At 69.5% G+C, this 17,875-nt stretch carries 17 protein-coding genes; 7 read left to right on the forward strand and 10 right to left on the reverse strand.

What is annotated here, in order from left to right; translation table 11 throughout:
• The first annotated feature begins 5 nt into the window (after positions 1-5).
• A complete protein-coding gene (locus POF73_RS38255) occupies positions 6-611 on the forward strand; it encodes a TIGR03086 family metal-binding protein (RefSeq protein ID WP_272123933.1) in 606 nt (201 codons plus the stop codon).
• Positions 612-674: 63 nt separating this feature from the next.
• Here POF73_RS38255 and POF73_RS38260 read toward each other — a convergent pair whose 3' ends face one another.
• The 5 genes from POF73_RS38260 to POF73_RS38280 form a co-directional block, all read right to left on the reverse strand.
• Positions 675-2,195, reverse strand: a complete 1,521-nt coding sequence (locus POF73_RS38260; RefSeq protein WP_272123934.1) for an FAD-binding oxidoreductase — start codon at positions 2,193-2,195, stop codon at positions 675-677.
• 115 nt (positions 2,196-2,310) lie between these two features.
• On the reverse strand, positions 2,311-4,038 hold the full coding sequence (locus tag POF73_RS38265) for an NAD(P)/FAD-dependent oxidoreductase (protein ID WP_334313650.1): 1,728 nt from the start codon (positions 4,036-4,038) through the stop codon (positions 2,311-2,313).
• A gap of 125 nt (positions 4,039-4,163) precedes the next feature.
• Complete coding sequence (locus tag POF73_RS38270) at positions 4,164-5,633, reverse strand: FAD-dependent monooxygenase (protein WP_272123935.1); 1,470 nt, start codon at positions 5,631-5,633, stop codon at positions 4,164-4,166.
• 175 nt (positions 5,634-5,808) lie between these two features.
• Positions 5,809-6,186, reverse strand: a complete 378-nt coding sequence (locus POF73_RS38275; protein WP_272123936.1) for a pyridoxamine 5'-phosphate oxidase family protein — start codon at positions 6,184-6,186, stop codon at positions 5,809-5,811.
• 69 nt (positions 6,187-6,255) lie between these two features.
• Positions 6,256-7,746, reverse strand: a complete 1,491-nt coding sequence (locus POF73_RS38280) for an MFS transporter (protein ID WP_272123937.1) — start codon at positions 7,744-7,746, stop codon at positions 6,256-6,258.
• Positions 7,747-7,890: 144 nt separating this feature from the next.
• Here POF73_RS38280 and POF73_RS38285 point away from each other — a divergent pair, with 144 nt between their 5' ends.
• Positions 7,891-8,310 (forward strand): winged helix-turn-helix transcriptional regulator, encoded by a 420-nt coding sequence (locus tag POF73_RS38285; RefSeq protein WP_272123938.1) that lies wholly within the window; start codon positions 7,891-7,893, stop codon positions 8,308-8,310.
• 46 nt (positions 8,311-8,356) lie between these two features.
• On the opposite strand, the gene POF73_RS38290 is transcribed toward POF73_RS38285, so the two are convergent.
• From POF73_RS38290 to POF73_RS38300, 3 genes are read right to left on the reverse strand one after another with little or no spacing between them, the layout of a single operon-like run.
• Positions 8,357-8,908, reverse strand: coding sequence for a flavin reductase family protein (locus tag POF73_RS38290; RefSeq protein WP_272123939.1), 552 nt, complete (start codon positions 8,906-8,908; stop codon positions 8,357-8,359).
• A 13-nt stretch (positions 8,909-8,921) separates the two neighbouring features.
• Positions 8,922-10,232: a cation:proton antiporter domain-containing protein gene (locus POF73_RS38295; RefSeq protein ID WP_272123940.1), complete on the reverse strand. Its 1,311-nt coding sequence runs from the start codon at positions 10,230-10,232 to the stop codon at positions 8,922-8,924.
• Positions 10,229-10,675 (reverse strand): nuclear transport factor 2 family protein, encoded by a 447-nt coding sequence (locus tag POF73_RS38300; protein ID WP_272123941.1) that lies wholly within the window; start codon positions 10,673-10,675, stop codon positions 10,229-10,231. The genes POF73_RS38295 and POF73_RS38300 overlap by 4 nt, the downstream gene beginning before the upstream one ends.
• 237 nt (positions 10,676-10,912) lie before the next feature.
• On the opposite strand from POF73_RS38300, the gene POF73_RS38305 reads away from it, so the two are divergent.
• Positions 10,913-11,605: an antibiotic biosynthesis monooxygenase family protein gene (locus POF73_RS38305; protein ID WP_272123942.1), complete on the forward strand. Its 693-nt coding sequence runs from the start codon at positions 10,913-10,915 to the stop codon at positions 11,603-11,605.
• 102 nt (positions 11,606-11,707) lie between these two features.
• Positions 11,708-12,412, forward strand: coding sequence for a response regulator transcription factor (locus POF73_RS38310; RefSeq protein ID WP_272123943.1), 705 nt, complete (start codon positions 11,708-11,710; stop codon positions 12,410-12,412).
• A 67-nt stretch (positions 12,413-12,479) separates the two neighbouring features.
• Here the strand turns inward: POF73_RS38310 and POF73_RS38315 are convergent, their stop codons facing one another.
• Positions 12,480-13,232, reverse strand: a complete 753-nt coding sequence (locus POF73_RS38315; RefSeq protein WP_272123944.1) for a ScbR family autoregulator-binding transcription factor — start codon at positions 13,230-13,232, stop codon at positions 12,480-12,482.
• A gap of 120 nt (positions 13,233-13,352) precedes the next feature.
• Here POF73_RS38315 and POF73_RS38320 point away from each other — a divergent pair, with 120 nt between their 5' ends.
• Both POF73_RS38320 and POF73_RS38325 read left to right on the forward strand, forming a co-directional pair.
• Complete coding sequence (locus tag POF73_RS38320) at positions 13,353-14,444, forward strand: ScbA/BarX family gamma-butyrolactone biosynthesis protein (protein ID WP_272123945.1); 1,092 nt, start codon at positions 13,353-13,355, stop codon at positions 14,442-14,444.
• Complete coding sequence (locus POF73_RS38325) at positions 14,441-15,526, forward strand: NAD-dependent epimerase/dehydratase family protein (protein WP_272123946.1); 1,086 nt, start codon at positions 14,441-14,443, stop codon at positions 15,524-15,526. The genes POF73_RS38320 and POF73_RS38325 overlap by 4 nt, the downstream gene beginning before the upstream one ends.
• Here the strand turns inward: POF73_RS38325 and POF73_RS38330 are convergent.
• Positions 15,463-16,173: a ScbR family autoregulator-binding transcription factor gene (locus tag POF73_RS38330; protein ID WP_272123948.1), complete on the reverse strand. Its 711-nt coding sequence runs from the start codon at positions 16,171-16,173 to the stop codon at positions 15,463-15,465. The two genes, POF73_RS38325 and POF73_RS38330, sit on opposite strands and share 64 nt — an antisense overlap.
• Before the next feature lie 567 nt (positions 16,174-16,740).
• Here POF73_RS38330 and POF73_RS38335 point away from each other — a divergent pair.
• Positions 16,741-17,490 carry a response regulator transcription factor gene (locus POF73_RS38335; RefSeq protein WP_272123949.1) on the forward strand — a complete coding sequence of 250 codons (750 nt, stop codon included), beginning with the start codon at positions 16,741-16,743 and terminating at the stop codon, positions 17,488-17,490.
• Positions 17,491-17,875: the final 385 nt, after the last annotated feature.

Raw genomic sequence — 17,875 nt, forward strand, 5'->3', positions numbered from 1 at the left:
ACGGCATGACGAATCCTGCGAACACCCCTGGCACGCCGTCCCTCGCCGACCCCCGGGACGGTCTGCTCAAGGCCGTCGACCTGGCCGGCGACGTGCTCGCCGCCGTGCGGCCCGAGGACTACGACCGCACCACGCCGTGTCCTGACTACTCGGTACGCCAACTGTCCAATCACCTTGTCTCCGTGCTCCGTCGGGTCGCCGTGATCGGCGCCGGCGGACAGTTCTTCGCCGTTCCGCACTTCGCCGAGGACGTCGCCGACGGCGCCTGGGCCGAGGCCTGGGCCGCCGGGACGAAGGAACTGCGGTCCGTCTGGTCGGACCCCGCGGTCCTGGGCCGGGAGATCGGGCTGCCCTGGGGGCCCGTCCCCGGCGCCGTCGCCGCGGTCATCTACACCAATGAGTTCGTGCTGCACACCTGGGACCTGGCCAAGGCGACCGACCAGAGCCCCGAGTGGGACGACGCCGTCCTCGCCGCTCCGCTGGCCGGCATGCAGCGGGCCGTGCCCCGTGAACCGCGCGGCGGCCAGGTGCCGTTCGGCCCCGTCGTGGACGTCCCGGAGGACGCCCCCGCGATCGACCGCCTGGTCGGCTGGTACGGCCGCCGGCCCTGACCTCGTACGGCAGTCGCCCCGTGGGGCCGCCGGACCCCGTTGTCCGGCGGCCCCACGGGTTTTTCATGCGGCGCCTATGGACTGCGGGAAGCAGAAGAACCGGTTCGGGTCGTACTTGGTCTTGATCCGGGTCAGCCGCGCGTAGTTCTCCGCGTAGTACGACGCCTTCCAGTCCTTCAGGGACGGGTCCATCCAGTTCTGGTAGGTCTCGCCGTTGGACAGCGGGTCGATGGTCGCGAAGCCGTTGTCGGCCCAGGCGTTCGCCACCGCCTTGGCCTCGTCGGTCACCTGGGCCGGGTCGTTGATCAGGACCCGGTAGTTGACCGAGAAGAGCGAGTCGCGGTGGACGTACGCCGTGGCGGTGCGCGACACCTCGCCCGCGGCGCCGCCGAAGAAGTGGAAGTCCAGGTAACGCGCCTGGCCCGCCCTGCGGTTCGCGTCGAACGCCGTCATCACGTCCGCCCAGCCGCTCGCCGCGTACGGCGTACTGCCCATGCGGGTGCGCTCCAGGCCGTAGGACGGGCGGGACAGCGTGCCCGCGGGGGTCTTCTCGGAGCGCTGGCACTGGTCCTCGGTCAGGGTGGCACAGCCGAAGATCATCATCATGAGCTGCTGGTACGTCATCACGCCGTCCTGGCGCTGGAGCGGCGCTCCGGTCAGGGCGATCAACCGGGCGGCCTCACCGGCGAGTTCGGTGGGCGTGCCGCGGGAGGCGAGGAAGACGTTGGCCTGCGGCACCGAGCCGGGCGCGGCGTCGGGCTGCACGACGTAGGCGCCGCCGCCGATCGTGTGCGGGGCGTCCACCAGCCAGCGGGCGACGCCGTCGAGGACGTCGGCCATCCGGTCGTAGGGGAAGATCAGGTTGCTGATGGCCATCTGGTCGCCGCTGTGCGGGGTGACCGTGAACTTCGTGACGATGCCGAAGTTGCCGCCGCCACCGCCGCGGAGCGCCCAGAACAGGTCCGGGTACTGCGTCTGAGAGGTGGTCACCACACGGCCGTCGGCCAGCACCACCTGGGCGGAGGTCACCGCGTCGCAGGCCATGCCCGTCGACCGGGTCAGAAAGCCGAAGCCGCCGCCCTGCAGGAAGCCGCCGGCGCACACGGTCGGGCAGCCGCCCTCGCTGACCACCAGGTGGTGCGGGGCCAGCGCGTTGAGGATGTTGACGTTCTGCGCGCCCGGGCCGATCTCCACCGACGAGGAGCTCTTGACCGTCACGGCGTTGAGCCGCGACACGTCGATGATCAGGCCCTGGGTGGTGGACCAGCCGCCGTAGTTGTGCCCGCCGCTGCGGACCGCCGTACGGACGCCGTAGTCCTGGGCGAAGCGCACACAGGTCGAGACGTCCGCCGGGCTCTGGCAGTAGGCGACGGCCTGCGGGTTGACCGCGTCGAACTGGCCCAGCTCCAGCTGACGGGCGACGCTGTAGTAGGGGTCGGAGGGCAGCACGAGCTTGCCCGAAAGCTTGCTCGCGAGGCGGCTCCACGGGGTCCCCGAGCCTTCGGCGGCGACCGGAGCGGCGGGTACGAGGGCGAGGCCGGCGGCGGCGGATCCGGCGCCGAGCAGGGTTCTACGACTGATCACACGGTGTCCCGGAGTCGAAGCGGTTGGGTTGGAGAGAAGTCGGTGAATGGGCCCGCACAGGGGCGGTGCGTGGGGGTGGCACCACGGCCCTGTGCGGGCCTGCCAAGGGGGGCGGTCAGGAGACCTTCTTGCCGCGTACGGCGGACTTGGCGACGCCCTTGAGCATCGAGCGGCCCAGGTCGCGCATCTCCTTGGGGCCGTTGGTGCTCGCCCACCACATGAACTTGATCATCGTGGGGGTGGTGGCCCGGTAGAAGCGGTGGTCCTCGCCGTCCTTCCAGCCGAACGGCGTGTTCACCGACTCGCAGTCGTTGATGGCCTGGAAGACGATGTCGGCCGCCTTGTCGCCGTCGATCTCACCGGCCTCGTAGCGCTCACAGGTCTCGGTGGTGACGTCGAGCAGGTGCTTGAAGGCGTGGCTGTCCGGCCACCACAGGCCCGGGTACGGCGAGTTCTCCATCTCCCGGAAGTGCCGGTCGTCGCCGTCCAGGACGAACTCCTGGCGGGCCTGGATCTGCCGCATGGTGGCGGGTGTGGTGAAGCAGGCCCAGACCCGGAACACCGCGTTCCAGAGCCGGAAGTGGGAGAACGCGATGTAGGAGCTGTTGACGATCATGTCGTTGTACGTGAGCAGCCCCTGCTCCAGCCGCTCGACGTACTCGAACCGCTTGGCGGAGAAGTCGTCGTCGCGCAGCGCCTCCAGGACCCGGTAGCACAGGGCGTCCACCACCTCGAAGGTGTTGGACAGACCGCGCGAGTACAGCGGGTCGACGAAGCCGGCCGCGTGCGACATCAGGCACCAGCGGTCGCCGACGGTCTGCTTGGACGAGTACTGGATCCGGTCCGGCGTCGAGATCCACTCGCGCACCCGCCGCGCGCCCTCGAACTGGCGCTTCACCGCCGGGTACATGTCGAGGTAGTGGTTGAACTCCTCGTCCGGCGTCATGTCCTTGGGCTGCGGGTACAGCCGCTCGTCGAAGGTGAGGCCCACGCTGCACATCGGGTTGCGGGAGTCCTCGTAGTTGTCGAACGGGATGATCCAGAACCAGCCGCGCTCGATCAGATGGTGCAGGGTGCCGCCGTGGAACGGGGACTCGGCCGGGGGCCGCAGCGCCTCGGGGTAGTTGCACACGTCGTCGTACGGCTTGATGCCGACGTAGTGCGTGAACAGCGAGCGCGCGTGGTGCTTGATCCGCGACGGCTTCTCGCGCAGGTCGAACTTCTGGGCGAGCGGGGAGCGGAAGCCGCTGGCGTCGATGAGGTACTTCGCGCGGAACACCTCGCCGCTCTGGCCGGTGACCGTCACGCCGTCGTCGTCGAAGTCCAGGTCGGTGGCGCGCCAGTTCTGGCGCAGGGTGCAGCCGTACTTGGCGGCGACGTTGAAGTAGTAGGTGTCGGTGTCCTGGCGGAACATGTGCGACGCCTCGGTGAGCATCTTCGGGATGACGAACATCGTCGCCTCGCGCGGGTCCGGCTCCCGGTCCGGTACATGCCGTACGAAGCCGAAGCTCTGCTTCCTGCCGTGGTGGGCGCCGATGTGCTTGGTGACGGCCTTGATGTCCAGCAGGTGCTTGATCTCGGGGACGTCGTAGCGCACGGCGAGGATGTGCAGCCACTCCACGAGCTGCGGGTTCTGCGACTCACCGACCGCGAACCGCGGGTGCTGGCCGGCGTCGACGAGCACCACCTTCGCGCCCTGCCGGGCCAGGATCGCGCCCGTGATCGAACCGCCGATCCCGGCGCCCAGGATGATGACGTCACACTCGGTCCACTCGCCGGCCTTCGCCGCCGTCTTCGCTGCGTCGGCCCTGGTGGGCATCTCTTTCTCGGCCTTGCCGGTCAACTCGGAACTCCTCTTCTGACGAACTGTGCCGGTTGGCGCCCCATAGGGGCGCGGGGAACTGCGCGACCAGCCACGACGAACCGGTAGACGATCGACGGCCCGTCGCGGCACTACCAGCGGAGCGCCTAGCTGCCCGCAGGGCCGCCGAACCAGCGCTGGAGAGCCTCGGCCAGCCCGGCGGAGCCCCCCGTGCCGACCCAGGCGACATAACCGTCGGGCCGCACCAGCAGGTCGGCGGCCGGGGCGGCGGGGTCGGGCCGCGACGCGACGACGACGTCCACGCGGTCGGCCCAGCCGGCGGCGGCCGCGGTGAGGGCCTCGCCGCCGCGCAGGTTCAGCAGCAGCGGACGGCCCCGGGTGAGCAGTGCGTAGGTGCTGGTCTTCTCGTCGCCGACGAGCAGCTCCTGGTCGGGCAGTCGGCGGCCGAGCAGCGGGTGGTCGCCCTCGCCCATGTCGTAGGTGATGTCCAGGCCGGTGACCAGGCCGACCAGATGGCGGCGGACCGCCTCGATGCCGACCAGCTCGCCGAAGAGCTCACGCAGCGGCTGCATCTCGGGGCCGCCGAGGTAGAGGGAGCGCTGCACCAGGGTGTTGGCGACGATGCGGCCGCCGACCGGGTGGCGCTCGCTCTGGTAGGTGTCCAACAGCCCCTCGGGGGCGTGGCCCTTGAGCTCCGCGGCCAGTTTCCAGCCGAGGTTCACCACGTCGCCGACGCCGGCGCTGATGCCCTGGGCGCCGATGGGCAGATGGATGTGGGCGGCGTCGCCCGCGAGGAAGACCCGGCCCTTGCGGTACTCGGAGGCCTGACGGCTGGCGTCGGTGAAGTAGCTGGTCCACAGCGGCTGGTGGCCGGTGATGTCCTCACCGGTGACGCGCTGGAAGGCGGCGGCGACCTCGGGGAAGGTGGGCGCCTCCTGGGTCGGGCGGACTCCGGCGCCGCGCTCGAAGACGACGACGCGGGTGGCCTTCGGCCCGAGCGGGAGCACCACGACCATGCCGGACTCGCCGACCTCGCCGGTCGGGCGGATACGCAGCTCGTTGGTGGCGACGTCGGCCATCAGCATCTCGATGGTGGCGCTGGTGCCGGGGAAGTCGATGCCGGCCAGGCGGCGCACGGTGGAGCGGGCGCCGTCACAGCCGACGAGGTAGGCGGCGTGCAGCGTCTCGGCGCCGCCGGCGCCCGCGACCTCCACCGTGACGCCCTCGTCGTCCTGGGTCATGCCGACGACCTCGTGCCCGCGGCGGATCTCGGCGCCGAGACCGGTCGCCCACTTGTACAGAATTGCCTCGGTGCGCGACTGCGGAACACCCCGGACGCCGAAATTGCCGCCCTCGATGATTTGATAGTCGATGGGCAGTCCACCGAAATGCCCGAAGGGTATCGTCTCAAGTTCACCGAATTCATCGAGAAGTCCGCGCTGCCCGAACTCCTCGATCGTGCGGGCGGAAAACCCGAGCGCCCGGGACTGCTGCATGGGCTCGGCCAGCCGGTCGAGCACCACCACCGAAAGCCCGGCCAGGCGGAGTTCACCGGCGAGCATCAGCCCGGAAGGGCCGGCCCCGGCAACAATCACGTCGGCATGAAAACGGTTCATGTTTCCTCTCCCAGTGGATTTTTCTCCAGTATTCCGGGGGAGTGCGAGAAGCTGAACTGCCGCAAGTACAGGTCTCTGACAAGTTTCGTCAGAGGTTCTGCAGTTCGGTCAGGCGGTGGAAATGAGCGAGGGTGCCGGACGGACTTCCGGCACCCTCGGTGGGTCTCGGGCCCGCTCAGATCAGGCCCATCACCCGGTCGATCTCGATCTCGATCACGATCAGGCCCGGCGGCTCCGGCGGCGGCGTCCAGTACCGCTTGGCGTACCGCCGTACGCCCTCCTGGACCCGGATCGGGTCGTCATGGACGGTGGCGGTGCCCTCCAGGGTGAGCCAGCGGGGGCCCACCGTCTGGCAGAGGGAGGCCCGGCCGCCGGGCGCGGCCAGCACGTTCCTGGCCTTGCGCCGGGTCACCGCGGTCATCACCCGGGCCAGTCCCGCCTCACCGTCCCAGGTGAAACGCACGGGCGTCACATGGGGCGAGCCGTCGGGGCGGAGCGTGGTGAAGGTGCACAGCTGGTTCTCGGCGAGGAAGTCCTCGGCCGCGGGGGACATTCGCGGTGGCGTCGGCATGAAGGGTTTCCGATCTGGGTTGCCGTCCGGTTTCCGATCCGGTTTCCGAGCTCAGGCCTTGGCGGGAGCGGCGGCCTGCGGGTCCGATGCCTTGGTGAAGGGCAGCAGGATCAGCGTCAGCAGCAGCCCGGCCACGGCGAAGCAGGCACCCGCGAGGAACGCGTCGTGGAAGACCTCGGTGCGCGCCTGGGTCACCCGCTCGGGCACCCCGTCCGCCCACTTGGTCAGCTCCTCGACCTGACGGAAGGCGTAGGTGGCGGCCACGGCGAGACCGAGGGCGCCGCCGACCTCCTGCGCGGTGTTGATGAGACCGGCCGACAGACCGGACTCGTCCTCGTCGGTGCCGGTGAACGCGGCGACCTGAACCGGCACGAACGACATTCCGAGGCCGAGGCCGGAGGCCAGGAACGCGGGCAGCAGGTCCACGGCGTAGGAGGCGTCGGACGGGGCCCGCCACAGCAGGAACATGCCCACGCTGGTCAGCGTCAGGCCGACCATCAGCACCGGCTTCGGGGCGATCTTGGTCACCAGCTGGGAGGCGACACCCGCGCCGACCGCGACGATCACGGCGAGCGGGACGTAGGCCAGACCGGTCTTCAGGGCCGACCAGTTGAGGACCTGCTGCATGAACAGGCTGGCGAAGAAGAACAGCGTGACGCAGGTGCCGAGCAGCAGGACGGCGACGACGTTGGAGGCCCGCAGCGACTTGCGCTTGAAGATGCCGAGCGGGATCAGCGGCGCCTGGGCGCGGCGCTCGATCAGCAGGAACGTGATGAGCAGGACCGCGGAGAGGGCGAAGCCGCCGTAGACACGGCCCACCGGGACGTCGGCGTCGCTGACGGTCTGGCCGAGGCTGAAGATCAGCAGCACGAGACCGGCGGTCAGCGTCACGGCGCCGGCGACGTCGAAGGAGCTGCTGCGCTCCGCGGCACGGCTCTCACCGACGATGCGCGGCGCGATCAGCGCGCAGACCAGGCCGATCGGCACGTTGATGAAGAAGATCCAGCGCCAGCCGGGGCCGTCGGTGAGCAGACCGCCGAGGGTGACACCGGCGACGGCGGCGATACCGCTCAGCGCGCCCCAGGCACCCAGCGCCTTGTTGCGCTCGGCGCCCTCCTCGAAGTTGTTGGCGAGCAGGGACAGCGCGGCCGTCGCGATGAACGCGGCACCCAGGCCCTGGGCACCGCGCGCCACGATCAGCATCGCCGCGCTCTGTCCGAACCCGGCGAGCAGCGAGGCCAGTGCGAACAGGATCAGGCCGGTCTGCAGCATCCGGCGGCGGCCGAAGGCGTCGGCCAGCCGGCCGGTCAGCAGCAGGAAGCCGCCGAGCAGCATGCCGTAGGTCGTCACGATGTACTGCAACGACGTCTGGGAGATGTTGAGTTCGTCCTCGATGGTCGGCAGCGCCACGTTGACGATCGACACATCGAGGAAGGTCATGAACCCGGCCAGGCAGAGGAACGCCAGGATGAGTCCCGGGCGGTGCGGCGGGGCCGATTCGTGGGCGTGGCGGGGAACTCGCAGCGACTCTTGGGTCGACATGTCGCTCCTAATGGAGGGGACGGAAGGGACACGGAAAGACATGGCGCGGGACCGGGAGCGGCGGGCCACTCACCGTCTTCCGGGAAGCTAGCATCCTGGGTAAAGTAGGTACCTAGAGGAAAGTGACTTCCTGGGAGGGTCCGAATGGGCAGCACCGGCGCCATGGGCAGTGCCACCACACAAGGCGGAAAGGTCGACTCGGAGCTGGCGTGTCCGGTCTCCCCGGTGGTCGACATCGTCTTCAGCCGCTGGACGACACCGATCCTGTGGACGCTGCACGAGTTCGGCCGGCAGCGGTTCGTCGAGCTCCAGCGCAACATCCGCACCATCACGCCGAAGGTGCTCACCCAGCGGCTGCGCCAGATGGAGCGCGACGGCCTGGTGGTGCGCACGTACCACCCCGAGGTGCCGCCCCGGGTCGAGTACGAGATCAGCGAACTCGGCCGCAGCCTGGCGCCGATCTTCGCCCATCTCGCCGAGTGGTCCGCGGAGAACCTGCGGAAGGTCGAGCGGGCCAGGCAGGAGTTCGACGCGGCGGACGAACAGGCCTCGGCGCTGCGCTGACGTACGGAGTCGGAGCAGCTCTGAAATACGTATGGCAGACCCGTCCCTAACCGCGGCTGTGTGCGGGGACGTCGGTGTCCAGGACGCGCATCGCGCCCTTGTAGAACACCAGCGGGTCGGTCTCCTCGGTGGAGGTGCCGAGCGCGGTGACCTCGCCGACCAGAATGGCGTGGTCGCCGCCGTCGTACTCCTCGGCCAGGCGGCACTCCAGGAAGGCCAGCGCCTCGGTGAGGACCGGCAGTCCGGCCGTGGAGCGGTGGTGCGGGACCTCCGTCAGCTGGGCCGACTCGCGGCCCGCGAACTTCCAGGCGAGTCCTTCCTGACTGCGCGTCAGGAAGTTCACCACGAAGCCCCGGGACCGCTGCAGCACCGGGCGCAGCCGGGACTGCCGGTGCAGACAGAACAGCACCAGCGGCGGGTCCAGCGAGACGGACGTGAAGGAGTTCACCGTGGTGGCGGCGCCGTCCTGCGGGCCGCCGGTGGTGATCACGGTGACGCCGGTGGCGAAGTTGCCGCACACGGTGCGCAGCGCGCGGCCGTCGACCGGCTGTTGCGGCAGATGCCGGCCGTGCTGGGACAACGGCTGGACGGGTATCACTTGAGCCCCTTCGTCAGGTGCGCGGCGCGGTCGCGTCCGCGACGGGTGTACGAACCTTGTCGGGCACGCCTGCCATGAGGTGCTCGCGCCGGGACAGCAGCGGGGCCGCCATCGCCGTCGTCACCAGGGCCATGATCACCAGCATGGTGAACATCCGTCCGTCGAGCACTCCGAGGCTCACGGCGGCGTTGAGGATGATGAGTTCGGTCAGACCGCGGGTGTTCATCAGCACGCCCAGGTCCTTGGCCTCGCGCCAGGACAGGCCGGACAGCCGGGCCGGGGCGATCGCGCCCAGCAGCTTGCCCGCGCAGGCCACGAAGATGACCAGGGCCAGCGCCAGGTAGTCGGTCCCGGTCAGCGCACCGAGGTCGACACCGAGACCGGTGACGATGAAGAAGACCGGCAGCAGTACGACGCTGACGTCGTCCAGCGGCCGGCGCAGGTTCGCCGCGAGCACCCGCCTGGGCTCGCGCGGCATGATGAAGCCGAACAGGAACGCGCCGAAGATCTGGTGGATACCGATCCACGAGGTCAGCCAGGACGAGGCGAACACCCCGGCGCACAGCACCGCGAGCAGCACGCTCCAGCGCTCCATCGCGGCCCACCGCCACACCAGCCGGGCCACCAGCGGCCGCACCACCAGGAACATCAGCGCGACATAGACGACGCTGAGCGCCCCGATCCGGGCCAGGCCCGCGTAGTCGCCGTCCGAGCTGACCAGCGCCGACACATACGCCAGCAGACACCAGGCCAGCACGTCGTCGATCGCGGCGCTGGCCAGCGACAGGGCGCCGATCCGGGTGTCCATCAGCCGGTTCTCGGTCAGGATCCGCGCCAGCACCGGGAACGCCGTCACCGACATCGCGGTGCCCATGAAGGTGGCGAACGCGGTGAACGAGATGTGGTGCCCGGCCACCGTGTCGTGGTGCGGATACAGCACGACCGCCGCGGCGACGCCCAGCCCGAAGGCGAGCACGATGGACGACAGCGAGACGCCGGCCGCCAGCCGTGCGTACGGCCGTATCAGCCGCCGCTCGAACTCCCAGCCCACCACGAACATGAACAGCACCAGGCCGACCTGGGCGACCGCCGACAGCAACGGCCGTACGTCGGCCGGGAACAGACGTTCCGTCAGATCACCGGGGAGCAGACCGAGCAGGCTCGGGCCGAGCACGATGCCGGCGGTGATCTCACCGATCACCTTGGGCTGGCCCAGCTTCCGGGCGAGCGCCCCGAGCGCGGCGCCGACCAGCAGGATCACGCCGATGCCGAGCAGCATGGTCGCGATCTGGTCCTCCTTGATCCCGGCCGCCAGGACGGTCATCGGTCGCCGCCCTTCGGCCGGGGCGGCGTACCCGTCGACCACACCAGCCGGAACGACAGCTCCGTCAGCCGCCAGCCCCGCTCGGTGCGCCGGGCCGCCCCGTGCACGAGAGTGCCGGAGACGAACAGCGGGTCGCCGGGCGTGTCCGGGTGGTGTACGTGGGTGGAGACCAGGTTGGCGCGCAGCACCGCCCGCCCGTCGCCGGAGAGGTCCACGACCGCCGGGGAGTTGAGATGCTGGGTGCGCGCGAACGCGTCGAGTGCCTGCCGGTGCCAGTCGGCGAGCCCCTCCACGCCCTCGTGCCGGGCCATCGGGAACTCCACGCGGGCGTCGTCACTGAACAGCGCGCGCGCCCAGGCGTCGTCGAGTTTCTCCTCGTCGAGACCGATGAGATATCGGTCCAGCAGAGTGCTGATTTCGGCGGTTGCCGTGACGGAATTCATTACCCGAGCATCGCGCGCGGGCCAATGAGTGCCCAAGAGCACTTGTCCAAGACCTGACGTACCTACCGAAGATCTGACCCTGCGGGAAAAGACCTGACAATCCGCGCGCAGACCTGAACAGAGCGCCCTTCAACCGGACTTGATGCCTTGTCATGCTGGTCGGGAAGCAAGACGCAAAGACCCAGAATTTCGAGTTCTGCTTCTTTCATCAACCGATCGACCGGAAGAGAAGAGAGAATGCCGAAGATCGCAGCCGAGGGTAAGAACCTGACCGTGCTCAACCTGTTCTCGACCGACTCCGCCGAGAAGCAGGACAGCCTGCTCGCCGCGATGCGCGAGATCGTCGACGCCGCGGCCTACGACGGCTGGATCTCCAGCACCGTGCACAGCGGACAGACCAAGTTCGGCACCGCCAACTTCATCCAGTGGCGCTCCACCGAGGACCTGGAGGCCCGTTACGCCGGCGAGGAGTTCAAGCACCGCACGCTGCCGCTGTTCGGGGAGATCACCACGGCGATCCGGCTCCTCCAGAACGAGGCGGTCTTCACCCAGCAGAAGCCGGGCGCGGGGCCGACCGAGATCGGGCCGGAGCGCGAGGACTACACGGTCATCGACCTGTACGGCGTCGCCGAGAAGCACCAGGACGACCTGGTCGAGACGCTCGGTGCGTCCCAGGACTGGCTCCAGAAGGTCCCGGGCTACCGCAGCCACACGGTGCTGCGCGGTCTGCGCGGCCGTGGCATCGAGGGCAAGTGGGTCGTCGTCTACGCGCAGTGGGACAGCAAGGAGGCCTATGACGCCTTCCGCGACCAGGCGGCCGAGGACCGGTCGGCGGAGCGCCGGAAGGTCGACGCCAAGGTGGACGCCCTGGCCATCTGGCGGGACTCCAACACCTACCGCGTGGTGCACACCCGGTCGGCGGGCGAGTGACGGACCGGGCCGTCGGCCCCGGGCGCCCAGGGCCTGTCGTTCGGATCATGCCGGCGTCGCGGGCCCTGGCGCTCAAGGGGCACGGCCCGGTGTGGAGAGCAGATGCGCGTACTTGTGATCGACCCGGATGACGGGACCGCCGAGCCGTTGGTCTGCCGCCTGGTGCGCAACGGCCATCAGGTCCGGCGGGCCCGTACCGGACGGGCCGGCCTCCAGAAGTGGGAGCAGGCCGAAGTCGTCCTGCTCGACCTGGAGTTGCCGGACCTCGACGGTCTGCAGGTGTGCGCCGAGATCCGGGCCCGCGGCAACACCCCGCTGATCACCTTCACCAGCAAGGACTCCGAGCTGGACCGGGTGCTCAGTCTGCGGTCGGGTGCGGACGACTGTCTGGTGAAGCCGTACGGCTTCCGGGAGCTGATCGCCCGGATGGACGCGGTGGCACGGCGCGTCGCCACGGGCGGGGGTCCGGCCGGAGTGTCCTGCGGGGCGCTGCGGCTGGACCCCGGCACGCGGGAGGTGTGGCTCGGGGAAGTGCCGCTGGAGCTGACCCGCAAGGAGTTCGACATCCTCCTGCTGCTGGCCTCGGTACCGGAGACGGTGGTCTCCCGCCGGGACCTGATCGCCGGGGTCTGGGCGGACGAGTGGGTCATCTCCACGCGCACCGTGGACACCCATGTCAGCGCCCTGCGCGCCAAGCTGGGCGAGGGCTGGATCACCACGGTCCGCGGCATCGGCTACCGCCTGGAGGACACCGGCCGGACCACCCCACCGCCGGGCCGTGCGGGGCCCGGCGGGACGGCCGGCTGAGGGGCCGGCCGGGGTGGGAGGCCGGGGTGTCGTCCCCTTCGGGTCGGCCCGGCGCCCGGTACGCCGGTCAGGCGGCGCTGCCCTCCCCCTCCGGGGCGGAGGCGGAGGCGGCGTCCGGCTCGGCGGTGCCGTCGTACTCCTCGTCGCCGGACGTGCCCTCCGCGTCCAGGGCGGCGTCGCGCGACGCGAGGAGGGACACCGCCCGGTCGGGGGTCAGCTCCAGCGTCGGGAGCAGCTGCGGCATCGCGACGCTCGGCAGGAGGTGACGGAACATGGCGATCACCCGGCGCGTCAGGTCCTTGCGCTGGCACAGCACCTGGGACGTCCACTGGATGCCGGTGAACGACCCCGAGAGCAGCTCCGCCGTCTCCGCCGGGTCCACGTGCGGCAGCAACTCCCCGCGCTCACGCGCCTCGACGAGCAGCGAGGTCAGCCGGTCCGCCCACGACTGGAACGGCCTGCCGTGAAAGGGGTTGCCGCCCTCGGCGCTCTCGCTCCACTGGTCCATGGCGAGACCGACGCTGGCCCGGGTCAGCGGGTCGTACTGCAGCTGGTGCGCGAACAGCAGCCCCTGGTCGACGAGTTCCTGCAGCTTCGTCCGCTGCGGAGGCAACGGGCCCAGCTCCAGCTGGGCCGCTATCACCCCGAGGGCCAGATCCTCCTTGGAGGTGAAGTGGAAGTAGAGCGCGCCCTTGGTGACCCCCGCGCGGGCGATGATCTCCGTGATGGTCGCCGTGCTGTACCCACGCTCGTCGAACACCTCGGCGGCCGCCAGCAGGATCGACTTACGGGTCTGGATTGCTCTTGCTTGACGTGCCATGCCTCAGTGCCTGTTTCTTTGTCAGAGCTTGGTCAGGTCCCCGCGCAAAGAGAACCGGACTGTCAGTCTTTTGTCGAGGGGGGGAGTGATCCCCTCATATATCGACACAGGGGGCAAACCATGTCTGATGGCGCGATATCCGTAGTCAACCGACTTGTTGAGTCTTATGCGTCTCTGAATGCGGCGCAGGAACGATCCGACGCCACCGCGCGGGCCGTCCAGGCCCGCCACAGCGCTCTGCTCGCCGGACAGCCTGCGGCGATCCCCGCCGAAAACTCCGCCGCACGGCCCGCTTACCGGACCGACTCCCCGGTTCTGACACCCGACGGCCTGGCCACCGGCGAGCTCTGCCACCGTCCCGACCCCGAGGACCGCTTCCCCCTCGACTGGCTGCGCCTCGCCGAGCACCGCTATCTCGTCTCGGTGAACTGGCCCGCCGCACACCGCTTCTTCGCCCCGCGCCCCGACGGCCGCCAGGACCCGCTGATCGTGGCCGAGACCACCCGGCAGGCCACGATGATGCTGGCCCACGCGGAGTTCGGCGTCCCGATCGGCGACCAGTTCGTGATGCGGGAACTCGGCTACCGGATCGAGTCACCGGACTTCACCGTGCACGAAGCCTCGGGCACGATCGACGTCGTGGTCGAGTGCTCCGACGTCCAGCTGCGCGCCGGGCGCCTCGTCGGCATGCGGGTGGACCTGCGTTTCCAGCGGCTGGGCCGGCTGCTCGCCACCAGCATGGGCGTCCTCTTCTGCACCTCCGCCCGCGTCTACAACCGGCTGCGCGCCGAGCGGCTGACCGCCGTGGGCCGCCCGGTGCCGCTGCTTCCCGCCGTCGCCCCGCACGAGACCGGCCGCGCCGACCGCGAGGACGTCGTCCTCGCCCTCTCCAAGCACCGCCCCGGCTGGCGGCTCCGCCTGAACACCGCGCACCCCACCCTCTTCGCCCGCCCCAACGACCACGTCCCCGGCATGGTGCTCCTCGAAGCGGCCCGGCAGGCCGCCACCGTCCTCACCCCCGGGCACGACTTCCACGCCGCGTCGATGCGGGTCGCCTTCCACAAGTACTGCGAACTCGCCGAGCCCTGCTGGATCCTGGCGCGGCACGACACCGACACGGACCAGGGCGCCGTGCTGCGGGTGCAGGGTCTGCAGCAGGAGGAACCCGTCTTCACCGCGACGCTCGGCGGCGCCGTACGGGACAAGGGGTGAGCCGGCGCGTCCTGGTGACGGGTTCCGGCGGTTTCGTCGGCGGACATGTGGTCGCCGCGGCCCGCGTCGCGGAGGATGTCCGGCTGCGCCTGCTGGTCCGCACACCACCGTCGGCGACTGCCTCGCCCACGGCCGACGGCCCACCGTTTCGGACCGAGGCCCCGGTCGACGACGTCCCGGTCGAGTACGTCCCGGTCGAATACATACGGGGCGACCTCACCGATCCAGACTCCCTGCGCGGCGTCTGCGACGGCGTCGACGCCGTGGTGCACTGCGCCTCCCAGGTCGGCGGCGACCCCGAACTACTGCGCCGGGTCAACGACCTGGGCACGCTCGCCCTGGTCGAGGAGGCCCGCCGGGCCGGGGTCGAGCAGTTCGTGTACCTGAGTACGGCGGCGGTCCACGGCCGGGGTCCGTTCCGCGAGGTGCGGCCCGGGCAGGCGCCGATCGCGCCCGTGTCGGACACCAGCCGGACCAGGGCGGCGGCCGAGCGCCATGTCCTCGCGGAGGGCGGCACGGTCCTGCGCCCGCACCTGGTCTACGGGGCGGGGGACCGCTGGGTGGTGCCCGGTGTCCTGACGCTGCTGCGTGCGCTCGGGGCCCGGCCGCGGGGGCGGCTCGGTCGGCAGTCGGTGATCGACGCAGGGACTCTCGGCCAGGTGCTGCTTTCGGCCGCGCTGGCACCGGCGGTCCCCGGAGGCCGTGTCCATTTCGTCGGTCACCCGGATCCGGTGCCGGGAGATGAACTGCTGACGGCGGTCGCCGAAACGTACGGTCTCTTTCCTGAGTCGGTTCCCGCCATTCCGCCGGAAACCGCCCAAGCCCGGCTTCGCGACCACCCGCTCGCCCGGCATCACCTCGAACTGCTGGCGGTGGACCACTGGTTCAGCGACGACCGGGTCTGGACCGACCTCGGCCACGATCCCGGGCCGGCGTTCGCCGAGCGCTTCGCCCGGTACGCCGAGTGGTACCGGAACCCGGGGCCGGTCCCCGAGCCGGCCCCGGCCCCGGGCCCCGATCACATCACCCCCGATGTCGCCGCCTCCGTGGCCATCGTCTCCTCCGGATCGCAGGGCAGATAGCGGGACGCGGCCACCGCGTGGTCGACCACGTCCCTCGTGCCGCCGGGGTTCAGTCCGCCGAGCAGGTCAGGCGCGGCGAGCCCGGGCAGGAAGCCCTGCCAGAATCCGGTGAAGGCGAGCCGGGTCCGGTCTCCCTCACCCCCCTTTATCAGGACGCCGATGCCGGTCGTCGCGGCGACGATGGCACAGGTCAGTGCCCGCAGATGGACCTGCGCCGCGAGGCCGCCGCCATGCCGCGCGTGGTCCAGCAGGCGCTGCACGCAGGCGTGCCAGGCGTGGATGAACTGCTCCCGGCCCTTACGGGACCGGTCGTTGTCCAGCCGCAGCCCGGCCCGCGACACGACGTCCCAGGACAGCAACTGGCCCAGGGTGTGCGAGATGTCGGTCAGGGCCTGAAGCGGCTCGGAGTTCCTCACGTACGCGAGGCGCGCGGCACGCCACAGAGTGTCGCGCGCCTCACTGACGACGGCCTGCGCCAGGTCCTCCTTGTTCGCGAAGTGGAAGTGCAGTGCGCCCGTGCTCATGTTGGCGCGCGCGCTGATGTCGGAGAGCCTGGCCGAGGCATAGTCCTCGCGGTCGAAGACCTCCGCCGCCGACTTCAACATCAGCCGGCGGGTGCGGATCGCCCTCTCCTGTTGTAGTCCCACCTGCGTGAATCCTTTCATCCCACGGTCCAGGAAACGGACTTGAAGGTTTGTTTGTTGGTCCCGAGTGCCCCTGAGGGGGAGCGCCGGTCCGGCCGGTCGCCCTCGTTCTTGTCGACACTCCGTCAATACTGCCCAGAAGATCACACTTTCCCACCTCATGACCAGGGCGGCGGGGAAAGTGGAAGCGGGGAATCAGTCGACCGAGAACATCCTGGACGGTCTACCACCGTGGCCTGGGATGCGCAACGCATCGGGCGAAGCAGACCGTTGATGCTGCTTCATCCTCGATCTACTGGCGAGTATGGCCAGTCGTTGACGCGCAGAACAAACCGCAGTGGCCGTCAGTGGTCGTTTGCACTTGGTTCACGGTCGAAATTTACCCACTTACGAGATCGCGAATTCTGCTCCTGATCACTCCATGGAGCGGAATTGATCCTTCATGTCGGCCCAACTCTGGCAAATGCGGCATCAGTTGTCACAGGTGGTGAGTTTACCTAGTCTTTTTTTGACAAACCGAGAGGTAGGTTTTTAGGCTCGACAAGCTGAAGCGCTCGAAGCGGTAACTACATGTTCAGGGGGAGAGCAGTGAGCCAACGCGCAACGAGCAGCACTCTGGAGTACCGAAATCCCACCCCACACCAGATACGCAGGTCATCCGCCAACTGGCGGGTCCTGGTCGTCGAGAACAACGTCGGTGACATGGAGGCACTGGCTGCCGGACTGCGACGGCACGGACACCATGTCGAGGGGGTCGGCACGGGGAACGCTGCTTTGCAGGCCTACCAGGTCTCGGACATCGTCCTGCTGGATCTCGAACTGCCCGACCTGGACGGCCTGGAGGTGTGCCGCTCGATCCGCTCCCTGAGCGACGTACCGCTCATCGCCGTCACCGGGTGGGGTTCGGAGCTGGACCGCGTCCTGGGTCTTCAGGCCGGCGCGGACGACTACCTCGTCAAGCCGTACGGGTTCCGGGAGTTGATGGCCCGTATGGACGCCGTCATGCGTCGTTCGCGTCCGCAGGTGCAGACCGAGCAGGTCATCTCGCGCGGGCCGCTGCGTATCGACGCCGCCTCGCGCGAGGTCAGTGTGCACGACCGGGTCGTGGAGGTCACGCGCAAGGAGTTCGATCTGCTCTACCTGCTCGCCTCCCACCCGGAGACGGTGATCTCGCGCAAGCTCATCATGCAGCAGGTCTGGGGAGGTTCCTGGTCCCGGCGCACGGTGGACACGCATGTCAGCAGCCTGCGCGGCAAGTTGGGGGGCAGCGACTGGATTGTCACCGTGCGCGGAGTGGGGTTCCGCTTCGGGAACTGCTGACATCCCGGTCGGCGGGATGTGACGGGCATCTCCGCCGGCCGATCGAAAAGGGCGGGCTCCATGACGGAGCCCGCCCTTTCGTATGCGCGAAGACGGTTCGAGGAGCGGGTTTCTACGGGGTTTTCGACGGGGCTTCGACGAGGTGTCGGAGCAGCTTCGACGGCGTTCCGCCGGGGCCTCTGACAATTCCCTGACACTTGCCTGGCGCTGGGCCAACAAAGCCGTATCCCATCTGAGGATCTGGTCCGAAGGCTTAATTGGCGGCTGTTGAAGGTGCCGAGGCCGTGCGGTGAGGATGGACGGGTATTCAGGCGAACGCTCGGGATGGAGATTCCCCCCGGCCGCTTGATCATCCCAGAATTCCTGCCGTTTGAGGAGAGGGCCG

It is taken from the genome of Streptomyces sp. HD, assembly GCF_028369295.1.
Taxonomy (GTDB): Bacteria; Actinomycetota; Actinomycetes; order Streptomycetales; family Streptomycetaceae; genus Streptomyces.

Coding starts and splice junctions, on each gene's coding strand:
- POF73_RS38255 (WP_272123933.1), top strand. CDS start 6: ATGACGAATCCTGCGAACACCCCTGGCACGCCGTCCCTCGCCGACCCC.
- POF73_RS38270 (WP_272123935.1), bottom strand. CDS start 5,633: ATGAACCGTTTTCATGCCGACGTGATTGTTGCCGGGGCCGGCCCTTCC.
- POF73_RS38275 (WP_272123936.1), bottom strand. CDS start 6,186: ATGTCCCCCGCGGCCGAGGACTTCCTCGCCGAGAACCAGCTGTGCACC.
- POF73_RS38280 (WP_272123937.1), bottom strand. CDS start 7,746: ATGTCGACCCAAGAGTCGCTGCGAGTTCCCCGCCACGCCCACGAATCG.
- POF73_RS38285 (WP_272123938.1), top strand. CDS start 7,891: ATGGGCAGCACCGGCGCCATGGGCAGTGCCACCACACAAGGCGGAAAG.
- POF73_RS38295 (WP_272123940.1), bottom strand. CDS start 10,232: ATGACCGTCCTGGCGGCCGGGATCAAGGAGGACCAGATCGCGACCATG.
- POF73_RS38300 (WP_272123941.1), bottom strand. CDS start 10,675: ATGAATTCCGTCACGGCAACCGCCGAAATCAGCACTCTGCTGGACCGA.
- POF73_RS38305 (WP_272123942.1), top strand. CDS start 10,913: ATGCCGAAGATCGCAGCCGAGGGTAAGAACCTGACCGTGCTCAACCTG.
- POF73_RS38310 (WP_272123943.1), top strand. CDS start 11,708: ATGCGCGTACTTGTGATCGACCCGGATGACGGGACCGCCGAGCCGTTG.
- POF73_RS38315 (WP_272123944.1), bottom strand. CDS start 13,232: ATGGCACGTCAAGCAAGAGCAATCCAGACCCGTAAGTCGATCCTGCTG.
- POF73_RS38320 (WP_272123945.1), top strand. CDS start 13,353: ATGTCTGATGGCGCGATATCCGTAGTCAACCGACTTGTTGAGTCTTAT.
- POF73_RS38335 (WP_272123949.1), top strand. CDS start 16,741: ATGTTCAGGGGGAGAGCAGTGAGCCAACGCGCAACGAGCAGCACTCTG.